Source organism: Rossellomorea yichunensis, assembly GCF_032337515.1.
Taxonomy (GTDB): Bacteria; Bacillota; Bacilli; order Bacillales; family Bacillaceae_B; genus Rossellomorea; species Rossellomorea yichunensis.
Genome location: NZ_JAVYAD010000007.1, coordinates 252,402 through 274,761, shown reverse-complemented (window position 1 = coordinate 274,761; position 22,360 = coordinate 252,402). Strand labels below are relative to the sequence as shown.

At 43.6% G+C, this 22,360-nt stretch carries 19 protein-coding genes and 1 riboswitch; of the genes, 18 read left to right on the top strand and 1 reads right to left on the bottom strand.

Annotated features, from left to right (window positions below; all coding sequences use genetic code 11):
• The first annotated feature begins 89 nt into the window (after positions 1-89).
• The 14 genes from RSX31_RS19570 (at position 90) to RSX31_RS19505 (ending at position 16,558) form a co-directional block, all read left to right on the top strand.
• A complete protein-coding gene (locus tag RSX31_RS19570) occupies positions 90-1,379 on the top strand; it encodes a spore germination protein (RefSeq protein WP_315635735.1) in 1,290 nt (429 codons plus the stop codon).
• Positions 1,372-2,451 carry a GerAB/ArcD/ProY family transporter gene (locus RSX31_RS19565; RefSeq protein ID WP_315635734.1) on the top strand — a complete coding sequence of 360 codons (1,080 nt, stop codon included), beginning with the start codon at positions 1,372-1,374 and terminating at the stop codon, positions 2,449-2,451. The genes RSX31_RS19570 and RSX31_RS19565 overlap by 8 nt, the downstream gene beginning before the upstream one ends.
• Before the next feature lie 4 nt (positions 2,452-2,455).
• The gene (locus tag RSX31_RS19560) at positions 2,456-3,508 is read left to right on the top strand and encodes a Ger(x)C family spore germination protein (protein ID WP_315635733.1); all 1,053 of its coding nucleotides are present in this window, start codon (positions 2,456-2,458) and stop codon (positions 3,506-3,508) included.
• 73 nt (positions 3,509-3,581) lie between these two features.
• Positions 3,582-4,028, top strand: coding sequence for a hypothetical protein (locus RSX31_RS19555; protein WP_148967922.1), 447 nt, complete (start codon positions 3,582-3,584; stop codon positions 4,026-4,028).
• A gap of 346 nt (positions 4,029-4,374) precedes the next feature.
• The gene (locus RSX31_RS19550; RefSeq protein ID WP_315635732.1) at positions 4,375-5,208 is read left to right on the top strand and encodes an STAS domain-containing protein; all 834 of its coding nucleotides are present in this window, start codon (positions 4,375-4,377) and stop codon (positions 5,206-5,208) included.
• Between the two features lie 161 nt (positions 5,209-5,369).
• Entirely contained in the window at positions 5,370-5,924 is a 555-nt protein-coding gene (locus RSX31_RS19545) for a hypothetical protein (RefSeq protein ID WP_315635731.1), read from the top strand.
• 122 nt (positions 5,925-6,046) lie between these two features.
• Positions 6,047-6,379 carry a hypothetical protein gene (locus tag RSX31_RS19540; RefSeq protein ID WP_315635730.1) on the top strand — a complete coding sequence of 111 codons (333 nt, stop codon included), beginning with the start codon at positions 6,047-6,049 and terminating at the stop codon, positions 6,377-6,379.
• A gap of 161 nt (positions 6,380-6,540) precedes the next feature.
• Positions 6,541-7,338: a hypothetical protein gene (locus RSX31_RS19535; RefSeq protein WP_148994495.1), complete on the top strand. Its 798-nt coding sequence runs from the start codon at positions 6,541-6,543 to the stop codon at positions 7,336-7,338.
• Positions 7,335-7,796 carry a hypothetical protein gene (locus RSX31_RS19530; RefSeq protein ID WP_148994494.1) on the top strand — a complete coding sequence of 154 codons (462 nt, stop codon included), beginning with the start codon at positions 7,335-7,337 and terminating at the stop codon, positions 7,794-7,796. The genes RSX31_RS19535 and RSX31_RS19530 overlap by 4 nt, the downstream gene beginning before the upstream one ends.
• A 292-nt stretch (positions 7,797-8,088) precedes the next feature.
• Positions 8,089-10,152 carry a DUF4179 domain-containing protein gene (locus RSX31_RS19525; RefSeq protein ID WP_315635729.1) on the top strand — a complete coding sequence of 688 codons (2,064 nt, stop codon included), beginning with the start codon at positions 8,089-8,091 and terminating at the stop codon, positions 10,150-10,152.
• Positions 10,153-10,358: 206 nt separating this feature from the next.
• Positions 10,359-12,266, top strand: coding sequence for a PTS mannitol transporter subunit IICBA (locus RSX31_RS19520; protein WP_315635728.1), 1,908 nt, complete (start codon positions 10,359-10,361; stop codon positions 12,264-12,266).
• 84 nt (positions 12,267-12,350) lie between these two features.
• Positions 12,351-14,420 carry a BglG family transcription antiterminator gene (locus RSX31_RS19515; protein ID WP_315635727.1) on the top strand — a complete coding sequence of 690 codons (2,070 nt, stop codon included), beginning with the start codon at positions 12,351-12,353 and terminating at the stop codon, positions 14,418-14,420.
• 5 nt (positions 14,421-14,425) lie between these two features.
• Complete coding sequence (locus RSX31_RS19510; protein ID WP_397548112.1) at positions 14,426-15,565, top strand: mannitol-1-phosphate 5-dehydrogenase; 1,140 nt, start codon at positions 14,426-14,428, stop codon at positions 15,563-15,565.
• A 342-nt stretch (positions 15,566-15,907) separates the two neighbouring features.
• On the top strand, positions 15,908-16,558 hold the full coding sequence (locus RSX31_RS19505) for a 2OG-Fe(II) oxygenase (RefSeq protein WP_148968201.1): 651 nt from the start codon (positions 15,908-15,910) through the stop codon (positions 16,556-16,558).
• A gap of 34 nt (positions 16,559-16,592) precedes the next feature.
• Here RSX31_RS19505 and RSX31_RS19500 read toward each other — a convergent pair whose 3' ends face one another.
• Positions 16,593-17,552 (bottom strand): DMT family transporter, encoded by a 960-nt coding sequence (locus tag RSX31_RS19500; RefSeq protein ID WP_315635833.1) that lies wholly within the window; start codon positions 17,550-17,552, stop codon positions 16,593-16,595.
• 92 nt (positions 17,553-17,644) lie between these two features.
• Here RSX31_RS19500 and RSX31_RS19495 point away from each other — a divergent pair, with 92 nt between their 5' ends.
• The 4 genes from RSX31_RS19495 (at position 17,645) to lysA (ending at position 22,205) form a co-directional block, all read left to right on the top strand.
• A complete protein-coding gene (locus RSX31_RS19495; RefSeq protein WP_315635725.1) occupies positions 17,645-18,235 on the top strand; it encodes a helix-turn-helix domain-containing protein in 591 nt (196 codons plus the stop codon).
• A 353-nt stretch (positions 18,236-18,588) separates the two neighbouring features.
• Positions 18,589-19,125, top strand: a complete 537-nt coding sequence (locus RSX31_RS19490; RefSeq protein ID WP_148994488.1) for a sigma-70 family RNA polymerase sigma factor — start codon at positions 18,589-18,591, stop codon at positions 19,123-19,125.
• Positions 19,106-20,506 (top strand): DUF4179 domain-containing protein, encoded by a 1,401-nt coding sequence (locus RSX31_RS19485; RefSeq protein WP_315635724.1) that lies wholly within the window; start codon positions 19,106-19,108, stop codon positions 20,504-20,506. The genes RSX31_RS19490 and RSX31_RS19485 overlap by 20 nt, the downstream gene beginning before the upstream one ends.
• 120 nt (positions 20,507-20,626) lie before the next feature.
• A riboswitch (Lysine riboswitch) is annotated at positions 20,627-20,803 on the top strand.
• Between the two features lie 115 nt (positions 20,804-20,918).
• Positions 20,919-22,205, top strand: coding sequence for a diaminopimelate decarboxylase (gene lysA / locus RSX31_RS19480; protein ID WP_315635723.1), 1,287 nt, complete (start codon positions 20,919-20,921; stop codon positions 22,203-22,205).
• Positions 22,206-22,360: the final 155 nt, after the last annotated feature.

Sequence of the window (22,360 nt, the reverse complement as noted above, 5' to 3'; positions counted from 1 at the left end):
TTCCTTACATAATACTAACCTCCCTTTACATATTCACCTTTGATTCGGGGATAGTATTCAAGAGATATGTATAGAAGGAGCCTATTATTATGGATTCTTTTTTAGTGGAAATCGATGCAGCGATAGGGGACAATGATGATTTTTTTCAAGTTCATCAAGGTTTTGGCGAATTCCCCTTTTTATTGATGGGGCTTAAAAGTCTTATAGATGTGCAGAAAACGATCCAAGCGATCGAGGACCAAGTCATTTCAGGGACGATGGGGGAGCTGCTTCATGATGGGGAGGAAGTCATTGAAGCGATTTTGAAAGGGAAGCTGATCATCTCCAGTGTCGGGGAAAATGGGTCTTTCTTCAGTATGGACGCAGTGGCAAAGACGCTGAATCGTTCAATTGAACCTCCTACCAATGAAAATACCCTTCAAGGACCTTTGAGTTCTTTCAATGAGGACATCGATACAAACATTGGGATTATACGCAAAGAGATTGTTTCAAAAGACTTGAATGTGAGATCCTTTTCAGGAGGGAGCGGCCAGAAAAGAACACTTTCAATAGTGTACCGGAAAGAAAGCGCAGATAGGGAATATGTTAGCCGGGTCATCCACCAAATTGAGTCCAATATGGATCAACCACTTCATAATATTCAAGATGTGACGAAGATGTTAGGATTGTCGACCCGCACCCTGATTTCTCCTTTCAACACAACAGAGGCACCACAAGAAGTATACAGGAGCCTGCAAAGAGGAAAACTTGTATTATTTCTGGATCGAATACCTTTTGCTCTTATTCTTCCAAGTGATTTCTGGGATATGTTCTTCCTTGAGAATGATCGGAACTTCTCTTTCCCGATCATGGTATCAATGAGGCTGCTCAGGATTTTAGGTACATTGCTTGCCCTTGTCTTACCAGGACTGTATGTAGCGTTAGTCGCTGTCAATCCTGAGATGCTCCGTATTGAATTAGCATTATCCGTTGCTCAGACCCGTGAAGGTGTCCCTTACCCGGCATTTGTTGAGACCATTTTCATGCTTCTTATTCTTGAATTAATATTGGAGGCGAGTATCAGACTTCCGAAAAGCATCGGTCCTACCATTACGATGGTAGGAGGGATCATTCTGGGTCAGGCCGTTGTCGAGGCGAGATTAGTAAGTAATCTACTGATCATCATACTAGCGGCCACTACGATCGCCAACTCTACCATAATCGGATTTCAAAATTCCATCTCCATCCGAATCTTTAAATATCTGATCTTGATTCTTTCTTCGATTTTTGGGGTATTCGGCATATTGGCAGGATTATTCGCAGTTTGTGCATACGTAGCTGGGATAAGCACTTTCGGGGTGCCTTATCTCAAGATTAAAGGAGTTAGTAAAAGTGGATAAAAGCTTGTATGTTGTCATCATGTACATTTTAACCCACATTGGCCTAATTTTATTTCTGTATCCTGGCAATATTATTGACAGTTCATCTCAAGGACAATGGATTCCGATCATTATCGGGGTCATCGTACATTTCATCATTTTATTCTTGCTTTTGACTGGACTTGATCGATTCCCGCACCAAGATATCATTACCATTTATTTACGTGCAGGCAAGTTGGTGACATTCATTTTTCTGTTTCCCACTTTCCTCTATTTTTTTATGGCTAACATCATAACGGTCCGGGCGTATTCAGAAGTTGTTACCATTGTATTTCTATCAAACACCCCCCTATGGGCCATCATGGCATTGCTGCTTATATTATCAAGTTATTTAGCAATTAAGGGAGTGGAAGCCATTTTTCGTACAGGGATTCTTCTCTTATTATTTTTATTCCCTTTGATTTGCTTTATATTGGTGGTTGCGTTTCAGAATGTTGATTGGCATTATGTATACCCATTATGGAATGATGACTTCTCTTTTTTGACTGACTCTTCTTATCTCAGAAGCTTCTTCGCCATTGGTGGTGTATTCCTGTTTATAGGGTTTGTAAGACCGGTCATTCCATATAAGAAGAAAAAAGTTTTGCTTGCTGCCGTTGCACTCATTCCCATTTTTATCATATCCGTATATATTCCTGTCCTTACATTTGGTCAGGCAACAGCATCTACATTTTTGTTCCCTTTCGTCATGACAGTCGATGCCATCAATTTGACATGGCTTATGTTCGATCGACTGACCATGTTTTTCTTACTAAGTATAGTCATTTTTATATTGTTGTTTATCTCACTCGTATTATGGATGAGTGTAAGGATCATAAATAAATGTTTGCTGCCAACCATGAACCCATCCTATTTAATAATGGCTGTATCACTCATCATCTACATCATTTGTTTGTGGATTCCGAATTGGAGTGACGTTGAACAGCTCTTTAAATGGAATACTTTACTAAGATTCTATGTCATCTTTGGAGTCCCCATTTCAATTTGGATTCTTGGTGTCAGAGCAAGGAAGGAGCATGCAAGTGAGGTGTAAAAAAGTGGTTACCTGGCTTTTTCTCTTATTATTGGTTTTCATGATGAGTGGCTGTTGGGATACCAGGGATATTAATCATCGGGTCATGCCGGTTGTTTTAGGCATCTCCAAGGATAGTGATCAGTATAAAGTCTTTCTGCAGATACCCCACCCCCAACAGGATGTCATACAAACGAAGGTGGTCATTGGTGTTGGTGAAACGATTAATGAAATTGTAGATGATATCAGCGCCGACATGGAAAGCAGTGTCGATTTGCTTCACGTCAAGGTAATTGTCATCGATCGGCATCTTGCAGAAGAAGGGGTGAAAGACCTAATATCAGGCATTATGAGGTCGAGGGATGTATCTTCAAAAGCGCTGGTTGCCATTTGTAACGACGATATTAATCAATTTTTCAAAAGTATGGAGAAAAACACCTCGCCAGGTGGGACGACTCTCTTGGATTTCTTCGAAAAGAATGCCGGATGGGACCCTCAGATTGCATTGACCAGAGTCTGGGAGGTATATAGAAGTATCCACTCTTATACCCGGGACGTGGCCATTCCGATGCTCCGTCTTGGAGAGACGACGTTAGTGGACCATGTGGGTTCAGCAGTGATAAAGAACGGAAGAATGGTTGAAGAAATCAATGCTAATGAGACTCTTCTTTACAACGCATTTAACGGAGAAAGCACTCAAGGGAAAATAGAGGTGCTGAATGAAGGGAGTGTCCTGATTTTAGGAAATACGATTGAACATACAAGTGAGGTGCAGAGAGAACCATTTTTATATACCAAAATTAAGTTAGATGTCATGATACTGGAAACAAAAGGGGATCCTACAGAGAAAATGATTGAAAAGGGATTGGAAAAGCTTCTAACAGACCGTTTGAATAAGATGTTCTCGAAGCTCCAGAAAAGCGAGGCGGATATTTTAGGACTTGGCCAATTTTTCAGAAAAGAAATACCGAGGATGGACTTAAAGGAATGGAGATCGAAGTATTATCAAAACTTGTCCACAGACTTTGTAGTTGATGTCGATATCCGGAATTCCGGGAATTTAAAGAACCCCGGTTAAGCACATAATTTTCTTGTGTTTCAGCAAAATAAGGAGACGTATTCTTTTTAACCGATAAAGGGGTTGTTTCAGCTTGATGTTAGTATGGGGACTCATTCTCTTTTTAGTAGTTGCTCTGTTGGTCATGCCAAAGAGGTTGACCGTTAAGGAAAATCTTATCATGTTTCCGTTCGTCGGATATTTTGCAGCAGTGGCACATATTCTGGTAGGCATCATGGTGGATCTAGTAGATTTTGGACCAACCAAAAGTGTGGAATTTACTGATTTTGTACTGGTTGCCTTTGCTCCCTCGTTCATTGCACTTTTATTCTTGAATTTTATGAAACCGGATAAGCCCTTGTTCTATACAATGATCTGGACCGTTTTCTCATTTTTATTAGAAGTATTACTAAGTTTTAACGGTTATATGGAACATTTAGAGTGGAAAATATGGTACTCGATCCCCGTTTATATAGTGGCGTTCCTTACGCTACATTGGTTTTTTCAGTATGTAGTCAGGAATGGTTCTAAGAGTTCATAAATATTCAAGAAATGATAAAGTAAATAACTTATTAATAAAGAGGAAAGATTGGGATGTTTATTCTATAGCATACATTCTTCTCTCTTTTTTTTTTGAAAATATGCAATCTTTCAAGGACCAATCAATCATCATTTTGGAAAAATGTAGAAACTAAAATGGTCCGTGTACACCATTTGTGCAACTTTTTCTTTCTTTTTGTGCAAGGACATAGTACATTACTCTTATAAGCATATGAATAAGTCATTTAGGGTTTAAACCAATTGGGATAGTCTTATACACTCCTGCGGTCAGGATCATGGCTTATGAACTGATCACAATATCTTGTCTTATAGAAAGTAGGTCGAATATGCACGTATCGGAAAAATTTTATGAATTTATGAATGAACGTACATGGCAACTGACAGACAATTGGTATGAGTCACTTGATAAAAATGATCTGTCAGGTGTGTATGCGTCAACAGATCCTCAGGTCATCCAAACGTTGAAGCGTCAAAATCACGAATTCCATGAACGGTTTTGTGTCCTTTTTAAGGATGTAGGACAGGATGCACTATGTAATTTCGCCGAATGGATCGAGGAAATTGCAAAAGATGAAGAGCACTTAAAAACCCCAACTCACTATATACTGAGGGAATTTTTCAGAACCCAGGATCAGTACCTGGAGATCTTGCAGGAATTTTACCGCCTGCATGGAAGTGAGTTTCCATCGGAAAGAATTGAGTCATTCAGGGAATTGATCATTAAAACCTTTGGTCTTGTCATTTCCAAGTTTGCCGAAGAGAATTACGAATATGCCCAGAGACGCTTGAAGGCACAGCAGGAAATGATCAGGGAATTGAGTTCACCTGTCATATTAATTGATAAGAAGACAGGGGTGCTGCCTCTTGTCGGTGATATCGATACAGGAAGGGCGAGGTATATCTTAGAGAATACACTGGCCGAATGCGTCGATAAAAATGTTGAGCACTTATTCATTGATTTATCCGGTGTCATCATGGTGGATACTATGGTCGCCCATCAATTATTCCAGATCATCGAAAGCCTGAACTTGATTGGTGTGAAGAGTTCGATTTCAGGCATTCGTCCGGAAATTGCCCAAACAGCCATTCAACTTGGTATATCATTTGAAAATATTTCTGTCACTTCGACTCTTGAACGAGCATTGAGTCAGCAACGGTAGAAAGAAGTCATTCAACGAGCGGTTACTCTGTAATCGCTCGTTTCTTTTTATCCTATGGAAACTAATTGTTTAACACCAATCTATATAGGGAATTACCCCCATTATAGAGTGAATTTGGTATGGTATGCCCTTGTGAAATTCACGATAGAAGGAGGGGCAACATGCAATTAGTCAAAATGATCCGATTCGACCGAAATGGATTTAGCTGTGGTCCACCTCAATCCGAATCTATCTGTAAAAGGAGAGAGCCGATTTTTATCAATCGGGAGATCGACAATCTTTTTCATACAGGTCAATCGATTTATACGTCCGAAATGATCCTGCCGCGATCCACTGATCGCCAATGGTCCGGATGTTTCTGTTATTTAGAGGAGTTCACTCAGGTGGCTACTGAAACTCGTCATATAGGCTTCCTCCCCAGAGAAAGTGTGATTTGGGTGAGAAATACGAGCCATCTCGGCGGCGGGATTCCCTACTTCAATCGCTTCGTTCATCCATTGGTGGAAGAAGGGACAGATGATGATAATATGATCAAGGATACATGGGTGAAAATGAGCATAGAGGATGCACTGGAACGAACGTATCTGTGGAAAAAAGAGTATGGTTTCCTCCCTGAGTGGATCACGGAATGCTACCTGATGGAGGAACAAGTGAAACGTCTGATCTATCCTTCTACTAATGAAAAGATCCTGGAATTTTGGTTGAGTAAAAATTAAACATACTGTAAGTCATGAATGTCCCGTTTTTTTGTTATAATACATAGTAATTGATCTTACAATCTAATGAAGGTTGAAGTGTAACGAATTTCGTTCACTTTCTATGTAAAAGGGGAATTCACTTGAAATTTGAAGAGATTAATCCAGAATTAGTGACATTATGCCGGACGGCAGATCCATTTCTTATGGCAGAATCTGTGATTGGAGACCGATTAAGAGGATTGGATACTTTGTCGTTAAAGGGAATCGAGCGAAAAAAGGCCCTTCCGGTAGACGTGGTCAACCTGTTGATCATCTATTTCTTCTCAGAGGTCAAAGGCACGGTCTATCACAGGAACGCACTTTCTAAGTTATATAATCATTGGGTCTCTAACGAAGTATTTACCTTCTCCAAGGCAAAAAAGATGATCGAGCTGGACATGCACGAGCAGCTTGGTGAAATCGACCGTTTATAGATATGCGAAAGGTCTGGATCTATTGGGATCCAGGCCTTTTTTGCTTTAATAGCTAGATGTGATACTCACACTTAGGCAGGGTATCAGTAAAGAATAAACATATTCCAGATAGGCACACTAACAATATATATCATTTTTTGTAAAGGTGACCTGACCTCCTCATGGACAATCATACAAGCGACAACACAGCTAGGCGTTACACAGCGCATGTCAGTATTCTTGGCACCACCCAGATCCACGTGCGGAATCCGTATATCATCGCATGGTGGAGTGCAGCTTTTCCCGGATTTGGCCATTTACTATTATCGAAATATTTGCGTGGTTTTGTCCTCTTCATATGGGAAGTCATAGTGAATCTGCAAGCGAATGTCAATCTGGCCATGATTTATTCGTTTCAAGGTGAGATCGAGATGGCGAAGGAGATTTTAGATACGAGATGGCTTTTGATTTATATTCCTGTTTATATTTTTGGGATATGGGATAGTTATAGGACCACGGTTGACATGAATAAAGTATACATATTAGCCGACCGGGAAGCCCACCCTTTTAATTCATTCAGCATAGGAGCACTTGAAATCAATTATTTGGATAAACGAAATCCGGTTATGTCCGTATTGTGGTCCTTATTTATCCCTGGTCTCGGACAATTATATGTCCATAGGATTGTAACAGCATTTTTCGTGATCATTTGGACTGTTGTCTTTTTCTACTATTCACACGGTCTTGAGGCCATTTCTCTATTATTCTTAGGAGAAATAAAGGAGGCAACCAGTGTCATCAATCCTGAATGGCTCTTATTTTTCCCTTCACTATATGGTTTTTCCATTTTTGATTCCTATATGAATACGGTGGAGAATAATAAGTTGTTTGAAAAGGAACAGCGGGCGTTTCTTAAGAAAAATTATCAATCACCCACTTTTCAACCTATGAAAAGTAAAAAAAGCGAAGTGATCGAATGAAGATATTCTCAACGTTTGAACATAATGCGTATTTAGAAATGGCCATTGCCATGGTGGAGGAACAAGGGATAAAGAAAGAAGATATATTTGCGATGCCGTTGGATAAGCGAACGGAAAAGCGAAAAGTATTTGATTCCATTCATCGTTCGGATGGAACGTCTCTCATTGATATCGGCATGGCTCTTGCAACAGCCTTATCTGTCATTGGTGCGAGTATCGGTTTTGATCTGGCGTGGGGTCCCATTTACTGGGGTCTGATTGGTGCGGCGGCGGGGTTTATGATAGGATTCATGATTCGGATATTGACAGAAGTGGTATTGAAACCGAGAAGGAGATCGTTAAAAGGGAAATCCTCAGAAGTAATCTTGATTATCGCATGCGAAGAAAATCAGGGTGAAATGATAGAAGGTATTCTTTGGGAACATTATGCCCTGGGAGTAGCGAGATATAGAGGATAGCATACGGAATTCAAAGGGACAAGATATCAGTGGAATGCACTTCCTAAACTGTATAAACACTGGGTGTCTCAGCGAAAAGTTGATCGTGCTGGATATTCATGAACTGCTTGGTGTAATTGACCGGATTTAATCGACTCAAGTTAAAGGTCTGAATCTCAATTCCTGTATGGAATAGGGTTCAGACCTTTTTTTATGCCCTCATATAGAATCCCAAATACACCCTTAATATGGTAAAATTAAATCACATGTTATATTTTTTGAATATTTCGTTTTAAAGGAGGGGAATACAAATATGGTCACACCGCAAACAGCTCCCTTTTTGGTCAGTGGGATGAGGGAAAAGGACCTGCAATCGGTCATGGATTGGTTTGTGCAGCGTAAACAATCGTTCTATGCCCTGGGACGGATTTATGTAAGTAAGCAAGAGGATCTGGAAGAGATATTTTATCGATCGATCATCGTGGTACATAATGAATTACATCGTTTGAAAAAAGAAACTTCTTTTGAATCGTGGGCTGTTTCTCATTTTATACATATTGGCCGGGATCTTTCTAAAAATAAGAGTTTCCTGGATTCAGAGGGTAAGAAATCTGTTCAAACGCTCTTTCATGCCTTATATCAATTAGAGGATCATGAAAAAGAGGCGATTGCTTTAAAGTATTTCAACGAATGCTCTTTTGCAGAAGTTGGACGTATTCTTGATAATTCAATAGAGAAGGTTAAATCCTGGCTATTTTCAGGTGTACGAAAACTTAGGGAAGAGTTGGGTCACGGTTCTTTCGAGGGCTGTCGGGAATTTCATGGGCATTATCTTGAGTACTTAGGTAGAACGATGGATCGGCCTGAAAAGGTAAAGTTTGAGATGCATATCTACCATTGTCAGGGCTGTCAGGAGGATTTGGCTTCTTTTCAGGAAGTGGTTCTGACCTTAGCAGGAATGACAGATTCCATAGAGATCCCTGCTGAATTCATGGAGAGGATCAAGAGCAAGGTGGAGGAAAGAGAAGCGCGCAGGCAAAGGAAGAAAAAGAAACGGAAATCGATCTGGCTTGCCTTCGCAGGTGTTTTGGCGATGGTACTATCGATCGGATTCGTGACAGGTGGATTCTCCAGTTTATACTATGCATGGACGGAAGAGGATGAACAATTGCGTGCGATCCTCCAGCATAACCTGGGGGAACGGCTGAATCTCGAATCGGAAAGCAATGGGGTGAAGATCACCATCAAGAGTGTCGTTGCCGATGATGTACAGACTCTTGTCTTTTATGAAATAGAAGATACCGAGAAAGACAATCGATATATGATGAATGCTCATGAAGGCGTCCATATTGAAAATGAATATGACGTCATGAGACGTGATCGGCAAAACATGTTCTATTCTCCTCCTGTCGATCAGGACGAAATACAAAATGAAGAGAAGAATGTGTATAAAGGTACCATGAGTCTCCTGCCGGTTTCAATGGACAGCGGAACCATTAAATTGAATGTGGCAAGACTCATGCAAGTAGATCAGGACACTCAAAAAGGTGAGTATTTCAGTAGGGAGCTGACATTTGCAGAAGGAGACTGGAGCTTTGACATTCCGTTTACAAAGCAGTCATCCCGGGTGCATGAGCTGGAAAAGGAAATCGCCATTGACGGGATTAAGGTCCGCCTGGATAAGCTCACGATTGCGCCGACCACGACGCTCCTCCAGTACAGCTTTCAGAATCAGGGTGGGGATAGAAGGATCGATGTCATTACCTTTGATTCCCTGGGAACGGACAAGAAGAATGTAAAGGCAGACCTCTTTGGAGGAAATATGTACGTGGAATCCTTTGACCAGGAAGGATGGAGTGCCTTTACATCAAGCTTTGACACCTTATATTTTGAAGATCCAAAAGAAGTTGATATACTGTTTGATTCCATCCATTTATCAGTAGACGATAGGAAAACCATCCCACTTGACGATCTCAAGAACCTGCCCCGGAAATTTGAGTATCAAGGGAATACCATCACCATTGATGAAGTCCAGGAAGGAAATCCGGCGAAGGTGTTTGTTACGCATGAAGTAACGAAGGATCGTGCCTATGAAAGAGTGAACTACGGGTTCTCCAGCGATTATTTGATGAATGAAAATACTTCAATCGGAGTAAGTGATGGCGATGGGGTATTGATGGACAAAAACGGCAAGATCCATGAAATCGATGTATATGAGTATGATAAATTGGATCAACCCCGCTACTTCGAGACGGAGCAAACCATTGAATTTTATAACGATTCGTCCAGGGAAGATGTAAACTTGACCAAGCTTGAAATAGGGGGATACAGCACAACGAAATATGTGGATGACCGGGTGAAGGTGAACTTGGATTAAGAATATAGAAGAGGGACGGACCTCCTGCTCTAAAAGCAGGAGGTCCGTCCCTCTTAAGTGAGAATAACTTCCCACACCAGAGAAACAATAGGTTTGTCGTGACAAGGGTGACAAAGTTAGTTTTCATCGTTGTTGAAACCGTCACCATCCGGAGCCTATGATGAATATAGGAGAAATTATTATTCAATCATGAAAGGATGAGAGAAGTGGCTCAATCAAATATGAAAGTCGCGGTACAAAAGTTTGGTAACTTCCTCAGTTCAATGGTTCTGCCGAATATTGGCGCATTTATCGCTTGGGGTTTAATTACAGCGTTGTTCATACCAACTGGGTTCTTTCCAAATGAAAGCCTTGCCAAACTGGTAGGGCCGATGGTTACGTACCTGTTACCGCTCTTAATCGGGTATACAGGAGGTAAGCTCGTACACGACCAGCGAGGTGGGGTCGTGGGTGCAATCGCGACAATGGGTGTCATTGTCGGTGCACCGGATACACCGATGTTCCTGGGTGCCATGGTCATGGGGCCATTGGGTGCTTACGTCATCAAGAAGTTTGACCAGATGATCGAAGGGAAAATCAGAGCAGGATTTGAAATGCTCGTCAATAACTTCTCCGCAGGTATTCTTGGTGGAATCCTTGCAATTCTGGCATTCCTCGGTGTAGGACCTGCCGTGGATGCATTTACGAATCTACTGGTATCAGGTGTTGACTGGCTTGTGGCAGCAGGACTGCTTCCATTAACAAGTATCCTGATCGAACCTGCAAAGATTCTATTCTTAAATAATGCCATCAACCACGGTGTACTATCACCGATCGGATTGGAGCAAGTTCAACAGGGTGGTAAATCGATCCTGTTCCTCTTAGAAGCAAACCCGGGACCGGGTCTTGGAATTCTACTGGCGTTCATGTTCTTTGGAAAAGGAACAGCGAAGCAATCGGCCTCAGGAGCAGGAATCATTCACTTTTTCGGTGGGATTCATGAGATTTACTTCCCGTACGTATTAATGAAACCGATGCTGTTCGTTTCCGTCATCCTTGGTGGAATGAGCGGAGTGTTTACCCTTGTTCTATTAGGGGGAGGATTGGTATCACCGGCATCACCTGGTAGTATCCTTGCGATTACCGCGGTTACCCCTCCAGAAGGATTGGCGTATCTCGCAAACTTTGCAGCCGTCCTTGTGGCAGCAGCCGTTTCCTTCATCGTGTCTGCCATCGTCTTGAAATCAAGCAAGACCACAGATGAAGACATCGAAGGCGCAACGAAGAAAATGCAGGAAATGAAAGGCAAGAAGAGTTCTGTAGCAGGCCAAGTGAGCCAAGGAACAATGCCTGAAGAAGTAAACAAAATCGTCTTTGCCTGTGATGCAGGCATGGGCTCAAGTGCCATGGGGGCTTCACTACTCCGTAAGAAAGTAAAAGCGGCAAGTCTGGATGTCAGCGTGACGAACACGTCCATCAGTAACCTTCCTTCTGACGCTCAAGTCGTCATCACACAGGAAGAACTGACGCCGCGGGCTAAAAATAAACTTCCGAATGCCTATCACATTTCCGTGGATAATTTCCTATCCAGTCCAGAGTACGACAAGCTGATCGCGAGTCTTCAGGACGGGATCACGGATGAGCAGGCAGAGGTTGTGGAGGATGCAGAGGAAGAAGCGGTAAACACTGAACCGAATGCAGATCATGATGATGATCTTCTCCTGGAAGAGAACATCTTCATGAACCAGGAATTTGCCACAAAAGAAGAGGCGATCCGGTTCGCAGGAGAATCCCTCGTCAAAGCAGGATACGTGGAAGAAAGCTATGTAGATGCTATGATTGACAGAGAAGGAATCACATCTACGTATATGGGTAATAATGTAGCCATTCCACACGGTACGGAAGATGCGAAGAAAGCCGTCATCAAGTCCGGATTCACGGTCGTTCAAGTTCCGAAAGGCGTCGACTTCAACGGAGAGAAGGCGAAGATGATCTTCGGTATCGCAGGTAAGGATGGCACACATCTGGAAATCCTATCAGGCATCGCCGTTGTCTGCTCCGAACAGGAAAACGTCAACAAGATGGTTCAGGCCAAGTCAGCCAAAGAACTGAAAGACATCATTAACAGCAACTAGAAAATTCATTCAGAAAGGCGGGGTCCCTGCCTTTCTGTTCTCATTTGTATCGATAAAAGCTAATTCAGGGAAAGAGGGGAAAGCATGTTTATTACATCAAGGGAAAAATCCATCATCGAATTGATCGTAAAAACATCGGGGAAACATACCGTGTACTCTCTTTCTGCATTTCTGAATGTGAGCGGGAGAACCGTTCAGCGCAACCTGAAATCCATCGAAAGCATTTTAAAACAATATCATTTAGAACTGAAGCGAACGGCCAATGAAGGCCTGTTCATCGACGGGAAGAATGAACACATCTATCGCTTGATCCAGAATCTTGCGGAAGTAAATCCCACCGATGAAACACCAGAAGAGCGAAAGCTGAATTTACTGATCATCCTTCTCCAAGAAGGGCCTTCCTTTAAAAAACAGGTACTTGCACAGCAGCTGGGGATCAGCGTCACGACCCTCACTTCGTATCTCGATGAGCTCGCCGATTGGCTTCATAAATACGGCATCACCCTGACAAGGAAACGAGGGGTGGGGGTGGAGCTTGCCGCAGATGAAGCCGACAAGCGTCATGCCCTGGCAAGCTTCTTCCTCGTCTACTTTTATGAAGACATCATCGAGACCTTGTACGGGATGCAAAAGGGGAATCACCTAGATGTGCCGGTGCTGGGGTATTTCAAACCAGACTATTTACTAGCTGTCGACCGGGTGGTGAACCAATACTTGGCAGAAGGTCAGATCACCTTGACGGACAGTGATTATATCGGTCTCGTTGTGTATACATGCCTGACGATACAACGAACCGAAAAGGGCTTCGAAATACAGAAATATGAGCAAGCAGAGGATCATGATTCTACTGAATATCAGCTGATGGACATGATTTACAGGGAACTGAAAGATAAGCTTTCAATTCCGATGACCAAGCGGGACGTCCAATTTTTGACGGTCATTTTAAAAGGATCCAAAGTTCAGGATCCCGACGTCGTTTACTATGACAGTATCCTCCTCGGGCATCTCATCAAGAATGTCATCAAGGATGTATCGGCAGACCTCCATGTGGATCTGTCTGATGACTTTTCCCTTTTCCAGGGCCTGCTTGCCCATATGGGACCGTCCATCTTCCGCCTGCAGCAGGAGCTGGATCTTTTCAATCCATTGACGGATGAAATCAAGAAGAAGTATCCCGTGTTATTTTTAGCGGTGAAAAAGAGCCTTGAAACGGAATTCACGGATATTGCTTTCCCCGATGACGAGGTGGCGTTCATCGTCCTTCATTTCGGATCGGCCATGCTGATGAATGAAGAGAAGGTCAGTATCCATGCCGTGGTCGTCTGTCCCACGGGGATCGGTACGTCCAAGATGCTCGCCAGCCGCATTCAGCGGGAGTTGACGATGATCAATAAGGTGGAAATCCTGTCAATCAAGGATTTTCAGACGGCAAACCTGGATGAATACGATATCGTCATTTCCACAGTAAGGCTCCCCTTTACGGAAGTGGAGTATATTCTGGTAAGCCCGTTATTGAGCGAGAAGGACATCGGATTCATCCAAAGCTATCTGCAGAATAATGTCGAAAAGCTGACCAGAAAGAAATATTTGAAGGCAGCACCGCGATCGGGTGAGAAAACCGAAGTCAGGATGCTCCTCAAGGAAATCAAGGATGTCCATTCCAGCATGGAAGCTATACTCACCAATTTCCGGGTGTACCGAAAGCATTCGGCGGGGAGTCATCTCAGTATTTTGAATGAAATGGTGGAACAAGCGGAACGGGAAGAACTTCTTCATCAGCCGCATGTGGTTATGCATCAGCTGATGGAAAGGGAGAAAAAAGGAGGACTAGGGATTCCGAAAACGATTATGGGTCTCTTCCATTGCCGGGACCGTAACGTGAAGAGGCTGATCTTCCAGGTAGCCCATCTGGATGAACCGTGCAGAATCAAGGGAATGGACGGCGTGGATATGGAGATGAAAAGTCTCCTCCTCATGCTTGCCCCTGAAGAGTTGAGCAGGCGGGAACAGGAAATCCTCAGCCTGATCAGTACAAGCTTAATCGAAGATCATATAAGCATGATGATTTATTCGTCCACGAACGAAGCGATCATCCTGAAAAAATTAGAAGATATATTTCTGGACTACTTACAAACTAATTTGATAAAGGAATGATGATGTTGAAACAAACCGTACATTTTGGAGCAGGAAACATAGGCAGAGGGTTTATCGGAGCATTATTTTCCCAATCAGGTTACCACGTGACCTTTGTGGACATCGCCGAGCAGGTGATCAACAAGCTGAATGAAGAAGGTCGCTACCAGGTGAAGCTTGCAACGGAAACGAAGGAAACGGAAACGATCGAGAATGTGTCCGGCCTGAACAACCTTCATCAAGAAGGGGAAGTAATCGACACGATCGGCCAGTCCACCTACCTGACGACGGCGATCGGACCGAATATCCTTCCGAGAATCGCACCCCTGATTGCAAAGGGGATTACTAAGCGTATGGCGTCTACAGATGAGCCGTTATATGTGATCGCGTGTGAAAATCAGATCGGTGCGACGGACATTTTGAAAAAACATATTTTAGAAAATCTTGATGAAGAAACGGTAAGTAAGCTTGAAGGCAAGGTTTTCTTCTTTAATTCAGCGGTGGATCGCATTGTTCCTATGCAGGATCAGAGTTCATTGGATGTCCTTGTTGAACCATACTATGAGTGGGTGGTGGAAACGAAGGAAGCGATCCCACCTGTTGAAGGGATGACGATTGTAGACGACCTTGCACCATTCATCGAGCGTAAGCTGTTCACGGTTAATACAGGACATGCGGTCATTGCTTACCTTGGTTACCTGCAAGGGAAAACAACGATCGATCAAACATTGGCGGATGATGCCATTGCCGATCAGGTCAAAGAGACGTTGAAAGAAACCGGTGCTTATCTAGTAAAACAATACGGACTTGATGAAAAAGAGCATCTTGCTTATATTGAAAAGAACATTGAGCGATTCAAAAATGCCTATCTGAATGATGATGTGACCCGTGTGGGACGCGCACCAATCCGCAAGCTTGGTCCCGAGGACCGTTTGATCCGTCCTACAACAGAGGCTCAAAAAGCGGGGCTCTCTTATTCTTATCTAGCCAAGGCGATTGCAGCAGCGCTATTGTTTGACAATCCTGAGGATGAACAAGCTATCGAAATTCAAGGTATGATCAAAGAGCACGGTCCGGCTCATGTGTTGAAAGAAGTGAGCGGACTGGATGAAGATAGTGAGATTACGAAGGAAGTATTGGTGCAGTATGAAGGGTTGAAGAAATAAAATTCAGGGGCTGTCGAATTCGATTCGGCAGTCTTTTTTCTGAGTTTGACGCATAAAACCTATCCATGTCTTTTCTGTGACGCCCCCGCGCCCCTGCCAATCCTTCAATCAACCTGAATCCCATCATCTCCCTTATTTTTTATCAAAAAAAAGATAGATTTCCCCTCATACCGGGTGTAAAATATATGAAAATACACATGCAGGAGGAAACAGCCAAATACAATCTACAGCTATGCCTATTGTTGCGGTCGTTTTTGCAGATTGGAAGAATACAAGAATGCTTCCACTAACATAAAAATTCAGAATGTTAAAAATACGATAAGAGGTTGATGAAAGTTGACAATGGATACTACTGAAATAGCTGTAAAGGAACAAACGATTTTTCACCATACAGGGAATAAGATCAAGACGGAAGACCGGGATATTCAGATTATCGCAAAAATGGAAGAGCCACTGGTCGTGGTTCTTGGCAATGTGCTGAGCCATGAAGAATGTGATGAACTCATCCAGCTTTCAAAGGATCGGGTGCAGCGTTCGAAGATAGGGAATACCCGTACTGTCGATGAACTTAGAACGAGCAGCAGCGTTTTCCTTCAAGAAGGCGAACATGACGTTGTGACTAGAGTGGAAAAGAGAGTCTCTCAAATTATGAATATACCTGTGGAGCACGGGGAAGGTCTTCAAATCCTTAACTATAAACCGGGTCAGGAATACAAGGCCCACTTCGATTTCTTCTCGGCATCATCGCGGCCGGTGAAGAATCCGAGAATCAGCACCCTTGTCATGTACTTGAATGACGTTGAAGAAGGCGGGGAAACGTACTTCCCTAAATTGAATTTCTCTGTCTCTCCGCAAAAGGGGATGGCAGTCTACTTCGAATATTTCTATGATAACCAGGAGCTGAATGACTTGACGCTTCATGGCGGGGCACCGGTTGTCATCGGAGATAAATGGGCTGCGACCCAGTGGATGAGAAGAAAGGTATTTAAATAAAGTAAAAGAGGAGCATCCCAGATGCCCCTCTTTTTTAACTTGCCGATTTAATTGGTTTAATAATTCCTGAGTTCATTTTTTTTATGTTCAGCGTGTGGATGATCATGCCTGTGATGATCAGAAGGATGCCGATCAGGGCGGATCCTGATGGGAATGGAACGGACAGGATCGCCGCTTCACCCATGATGACGAACAGGATCTGGGTGGACTGGGTCGCTTCCACTGCCGCAAGCTTCCCAGGATGATGGCGGGACTGATTTGTCGCAATGAAGAATAGGGATGTCGCAATCACTCCTGAGCAGATGGCGACGATAAAAGATTGTGTCACTTGCGACGTGCTTGGTGCCCCCACCTTGATAAACGCATAGCACCCCAGGATCAACCAGAAGGGAGTACTTGCAATCGTCATCCCCAGCACACGTTGGAAGGTATCAAGCTTCCCGCCGCACACCTCCATCATCTTACGGTTCCCTAGTGGATAAGCAAAGGCTGCGATGATCACAGGTAAGACACCTACGACCATTTCTGAAGGTGACAATCCACTGGCATTTTCCTGCTGGATGAAAAGAACCCCTATTAAAATGATCGAGGAAATGGCCAGTGCTCTTATTTGAATGGAGTGCCTGCGCTTCACCGGTCCCGAAGTATAAAACAAGGGAGCAAGCAAGATGCCCGCGACGATGGTAAACTGCCACGTGCCCGCGACGAGCCAGCCCGGTCCGTACGCAGCCGCATAAGTGATAGGGCCATAAAAGAGCACAAACCCGACAAAACTCCATGTCAGCCACTCAAATGGTCGCTTCCTTATTTCAATCCACACTTGATTTACATTCTTCCTTAAACCTACAATAAGGAATAGGAAGGGGAGCATGAGCAGGAATCGCAGGGATGAACTCCACATCCAGCTTCCACCAGCTAGCTCCATTGAACGGTTCAGAATAAAGGTGACGGCAAAGAACATAGATGAAATGATACCGAGAGCAAGCTCTTTGATGATGAACACTCCTTTCCGTTTTATATACTATAGTTTATTTTACATATATTATAATATACTTACATACATTGTCTATAGAAAGAGGTAGGAATATGAACAATGACGGTTTGACTTGGCAGGACCCGGAAAAATTGGCGCAACACGTCGGGATGACACTGAGACATATACGACATGAGCGCGGGCTCAACCTGCAGGAGCTCGCCGCCATGACCGAAGTCAGTACTTTGACACTTAGCAAGATCGAAAGGGGAGAAGCGAATCCGTCTTTGACGATCATCTGGAAAATAGCGAATGGTTTAGCTATCCCGATATCCGCCCTCCTCGTGGAAAAACAGGAAGTCCAGATCTCCCGGAAAAATGAAGGGAGCAAAGTGATCAGTGCCAATGAATCCTTGACCTTGGAACCGATGTTTACTTCCTCTGGCTATGGCTCATTGGAAACCCACAGGGCCTTCCTGAAACCGGACAGTGAGTACAGTGCCGATGCCCACCAACCCGGGGTGATTGAATTTGTCACGGTCATGGAAGGAAGAGTGCGTGTGAAGGTGCAGGATGAGGAATTCGAGCTAGGTCAGTATGACTCGATCAAGTTCCATGGTGATAAAGTACACAGCTACATCAATATGGAATCAACGGAAGCAGTCCTGCATTTTGTGATGATTTACACGGGACGGACAGATTGAAGCTTATCGATGGGATAAGCTTCTTTTTTTAGCAAAAAGCCTAACGGTGGAGGTTAAAAAAGGTTGATTCAATCTTTATTTGACTTTGGGATCATTTTTATTCAAACTTCTTGGCGGCTGACCCCATCCGATTTACTTAATTGCGTCGAAATCGGCCATGATTGCGTCATTTTCGAGGGGAATTGCGTCATTATCAAAGATAATTGCGTCAATTTTATATTAAATGCGTCTCATTACATCATTTATGCGTATTTTTGAAATATATGGTAGATGCTCCCTTTTCCACCACACAAAAAATTCCTTGAAACTTTTCCCACCCCACCGGACTCTAATGAATGACAGGAGGTTAATCAATGGATGTAAAACTTGTAAAAAAAGCAATAAAGGGGAATGAACAGGCATTCGAAAGGCTGATCCACTCAGAAAGTGAGAAGTTATACCGGACGGCATTTCTATATGTAAGAAATAAAGAGGATGCTCTGGATGTTGTGCAGGAAACGGTTTGTAAAGCATTCACCTCAATATCCCGGTTGAAAAATCCGGAGTATTTCAGCACCTGGCTGATCAAGATCCTGATACATACGGCATACAGCATCCTAAAGAAACAAAACCGGCTCGTGCTGACAGGGGATGAGTTTCTCGATACCGCCATCGTCTCAGAAGAACAGGATGTAGAAGGGCGGATTGACTTGATTACAGCTATGGCGTCTTTGAATCAAAACTATCAAACGGTCATTATCTTATTCTATTTCCAGGGTCAGTCGATCAAGATGATTGCCGATACGATGGGTACGCCTGAAGGGACGGTCAAGACGTATCTTCACCGGGCAAAGCTGGAATTGAGAATGCTATTGGAAGGAGTGAATCAGTATGGACAAAAAATGGTTTGAGGAAGAAATGAACAGCATCGAGGTACCAAAAGAAGAGGTTTTTGAGGCAATCTCAACAGGAATACAAAAAGGTAGAAAACAAAAAGTCCGGAAAAAAACGGCCAAAATAAGTGCCGCCTTTACCACCGCTGCTGCCTCCATGGTACTCATTTCGGGCTTCCTATTCGCACCTGTGAACAATGCACTGGCCAAACTGCCTGTACTGGGCGGCATTTACGAAAAAGTAGGTTCCCAGGTCGGGAAAGAACTCTATTTCAGCGATAAAGTGACGGAAGTTAATCAGGCCGCCACTTCCAACGGTGTCGATGTAACGATTACAAGCACGTATTATGACGGGAACATCATCGGGGTCACCTTCAAGGCGAAGGGTGATGACCTTTCCATTGAACATATGGACGAAGGGAATCGTCCGGTGAGCGGTTACAGCTATCACCTCTTCGACGGGAAGGATCAGAATCAATGGGGGTCGGGAAGTTCGGGTCTTAAAAAAGACGGGGATGAGTTCATAGGCTCGATCGAATTTTACCGGGACGGGAAAGAACCGCCGGAAAACTTCACCCTTCCGTTAACTTTCACCCATATGGCCGATGTGAACGGGACTTGGACCTTTGATGTACCGGTTGAGAGGATTCCATCTGAAACGATCCACACAGATGTAAGGACAGAATCGCCCCATGGTGAAATTGAGCTGCAAGTGACATCCATCACTAAAGGAAAAGCTACGACTACACTGGAGTATACATATTCGGTGAAGTCGGAGAAGGATACGTTAAATCTGGTCGTGTTTGATGACTTAGGGAACCGGTTATCAAAGTCCAGTGCAGAGACACTGAATATCAAAGAAGTTGACGGTGATTATCAAAAGACTGTCAGGGAGCTGTTCACTAGTAAACTCAGTGATAAGGCACAGTCGCTGAAAGTCCAAGCTGATATGGAGCGAGTAGATGAAGACGGCATCATCTCACTGAAGGATTCACCTCCATTCCAGGTGAAGAGCCCTCGTTTTGGCTATCAGGTCACGATACAAGATATCCAAAACGTAAAAGGGAAGGTGACACTGGACTTCACCATCGATGCCATCAAAGAAAAACAATTCAATTATGATATTTTAGAGAATTTTGCTCAATTCGTTCAGGTGATCCCATCAAAAGATATTAAAAGAAATGCCAAGGATGAACTAGATTATAATGAGATGCTGAATCATATGATCAGAAGTGCTACAACGAAAACAGTGGATAAGGATACTCTCCGTTATCAATCCACGTTTACATTGCCTCAGGATGCCAACCTTGAGGACTACTCTCTAATTGTTCCATTCGAGTCATTGAGCAGAAATGATAAGCCCGTCAAAATGAAACCGTTCGAAATCAATCTGAAATAAAATGATCCACGAAATCCCCGGGCTCCATTCCGGGGATTTTGCCTATTTCTCTCTCAAAAACCAATTGACAACTATTTCAAGAGAATGGTATAGTAATTCAAACAAAATAATACGTCACTCTCTGATAATAGAGGCGCGAGTATGATGAGTACCTTCTTTGAGAATAATGGATTCTGAGAAAAGAAGGGAAAGGCAGATCGCCGAAGCAGAAAATAGCCAATTCTATTTTTTGTTGGGCCAGCATTGAAGAAATGCTGGACTGTCACAATGAAGAAGTTGTGGAGAACTATTGAAGAGATGTTAATACATAGTCTTCATCATGTTTCCAAAACTTTTGATGATAAACCGTATGAGCATCGCTTCATACGGTTTTTTTGTGTTTTTTTAGAGAGAGTCAAAAGGAGTATAGGATATGAGTACAGTTGATGTGAATGTTCGTGGAGATCTTGAAATCGGGGGAATGAGCACGGGTGAGTTGGTGGAGACCTATGGGACGCCTTTAATGGTCTACGATGAAAGGATGATCCGTGAAAATGCACGATTGTTCCGAAATGCATTCCTGGAAAGTGGTTTGCAGTACCAGGTGGCTTATGCGAGTAAAGCGTTTCTATGTAAAGAGATGGTGCGCCTGGCAGAGCAGGAGGAACTATCCTTGGATGTCGTGTCCGGAGGGGAATTGTATACGGCATTGGAGGCGGGATTTCCCGCTGAACGCATTCATTTCCACGGGAACAACAAGTCGGAAGAGGAGCTCATCATGGCTCTTGAAGCTGAGATCGGCTGCTTTGTCGTCGATAGTTTCCTTGAACTTGAACTGCTGCACGACCTGGCAAAGGAGCGTGAGCAAAAGGTTCAGATCCTGATCAGGGTCACGCCAGGTGTGGAAGCCCACACCCATGAGTACATCACGACGGGACAGGAGGATTCGAAATTCGGATTCAGCATTTCCAACGGACAGGCGAATACGGCGATTCAGTTAGCTCTCCGCAAGCCGTACTTCTCATTACTCGGGCTGCATTCACATATTGGATCCCAGATTTTCGAACGGGAAGGTTTTGATCAGGCGATTCAAGTACTGGCTGATTTCCTGCAAAAAATCCGGATCGAGTATGATGTGACGATGCCGGTCCTGAATATCGGCGGAGGATTTGGTGTCCGGTATACGGAAGAAGACCAGCCCTTGCCGATTCCAATTTATGTGAAATCTATTACCGATAGTGTGAAGAACTATTTTGCAAAGAATGAATATCCTCTTCCTGAAGTATGGGTGGAGCCGGGCCGAAGTATGGTGGCAGAAGCGGGTACGACGTTGTACAAAGTGGGATCAAAGAAAATCATCCCGGATGTGCGTACGTATGTCGCGATTGACGGAGGGATGACGGATAATATCCGCCCCGCCCTATATCAGGCGAAATACCATGCGGTCCTGGCCAACCGTCCACAAGAGGAATGCACCGAGCTTGTGAGTATTGCAGGGAAATGTTGCGAATCCGGTGACATGCTGATTTGGGACCTGATGCTTCCTCCGACGAATTACGGTGATATACTGGCGGTGTTCAGTACAGGGGCTTACGGGTATTCGATGGCGAGTAATTATAACCGGATCCCCCGCCCTGCCGTTGTGTTTGTGCATGATGGGGAATCACGGGTCGTGATTGAGCGTGAATCGTATGCAGATTTAGTTCGGAATGACCGATAAATAGGGTTGGTTTTCCCTACCTACAACGGAATGGGTACTAGTTCCTGCCCTGAAAGTCCATAACTCAAACACTCATCTGTATAAAAAAGAAGACTGCGTCTCATTAGACGCAGCCTTCTTTTTTTATCTATTCATAAATCCTCTTCCGAAAGTAT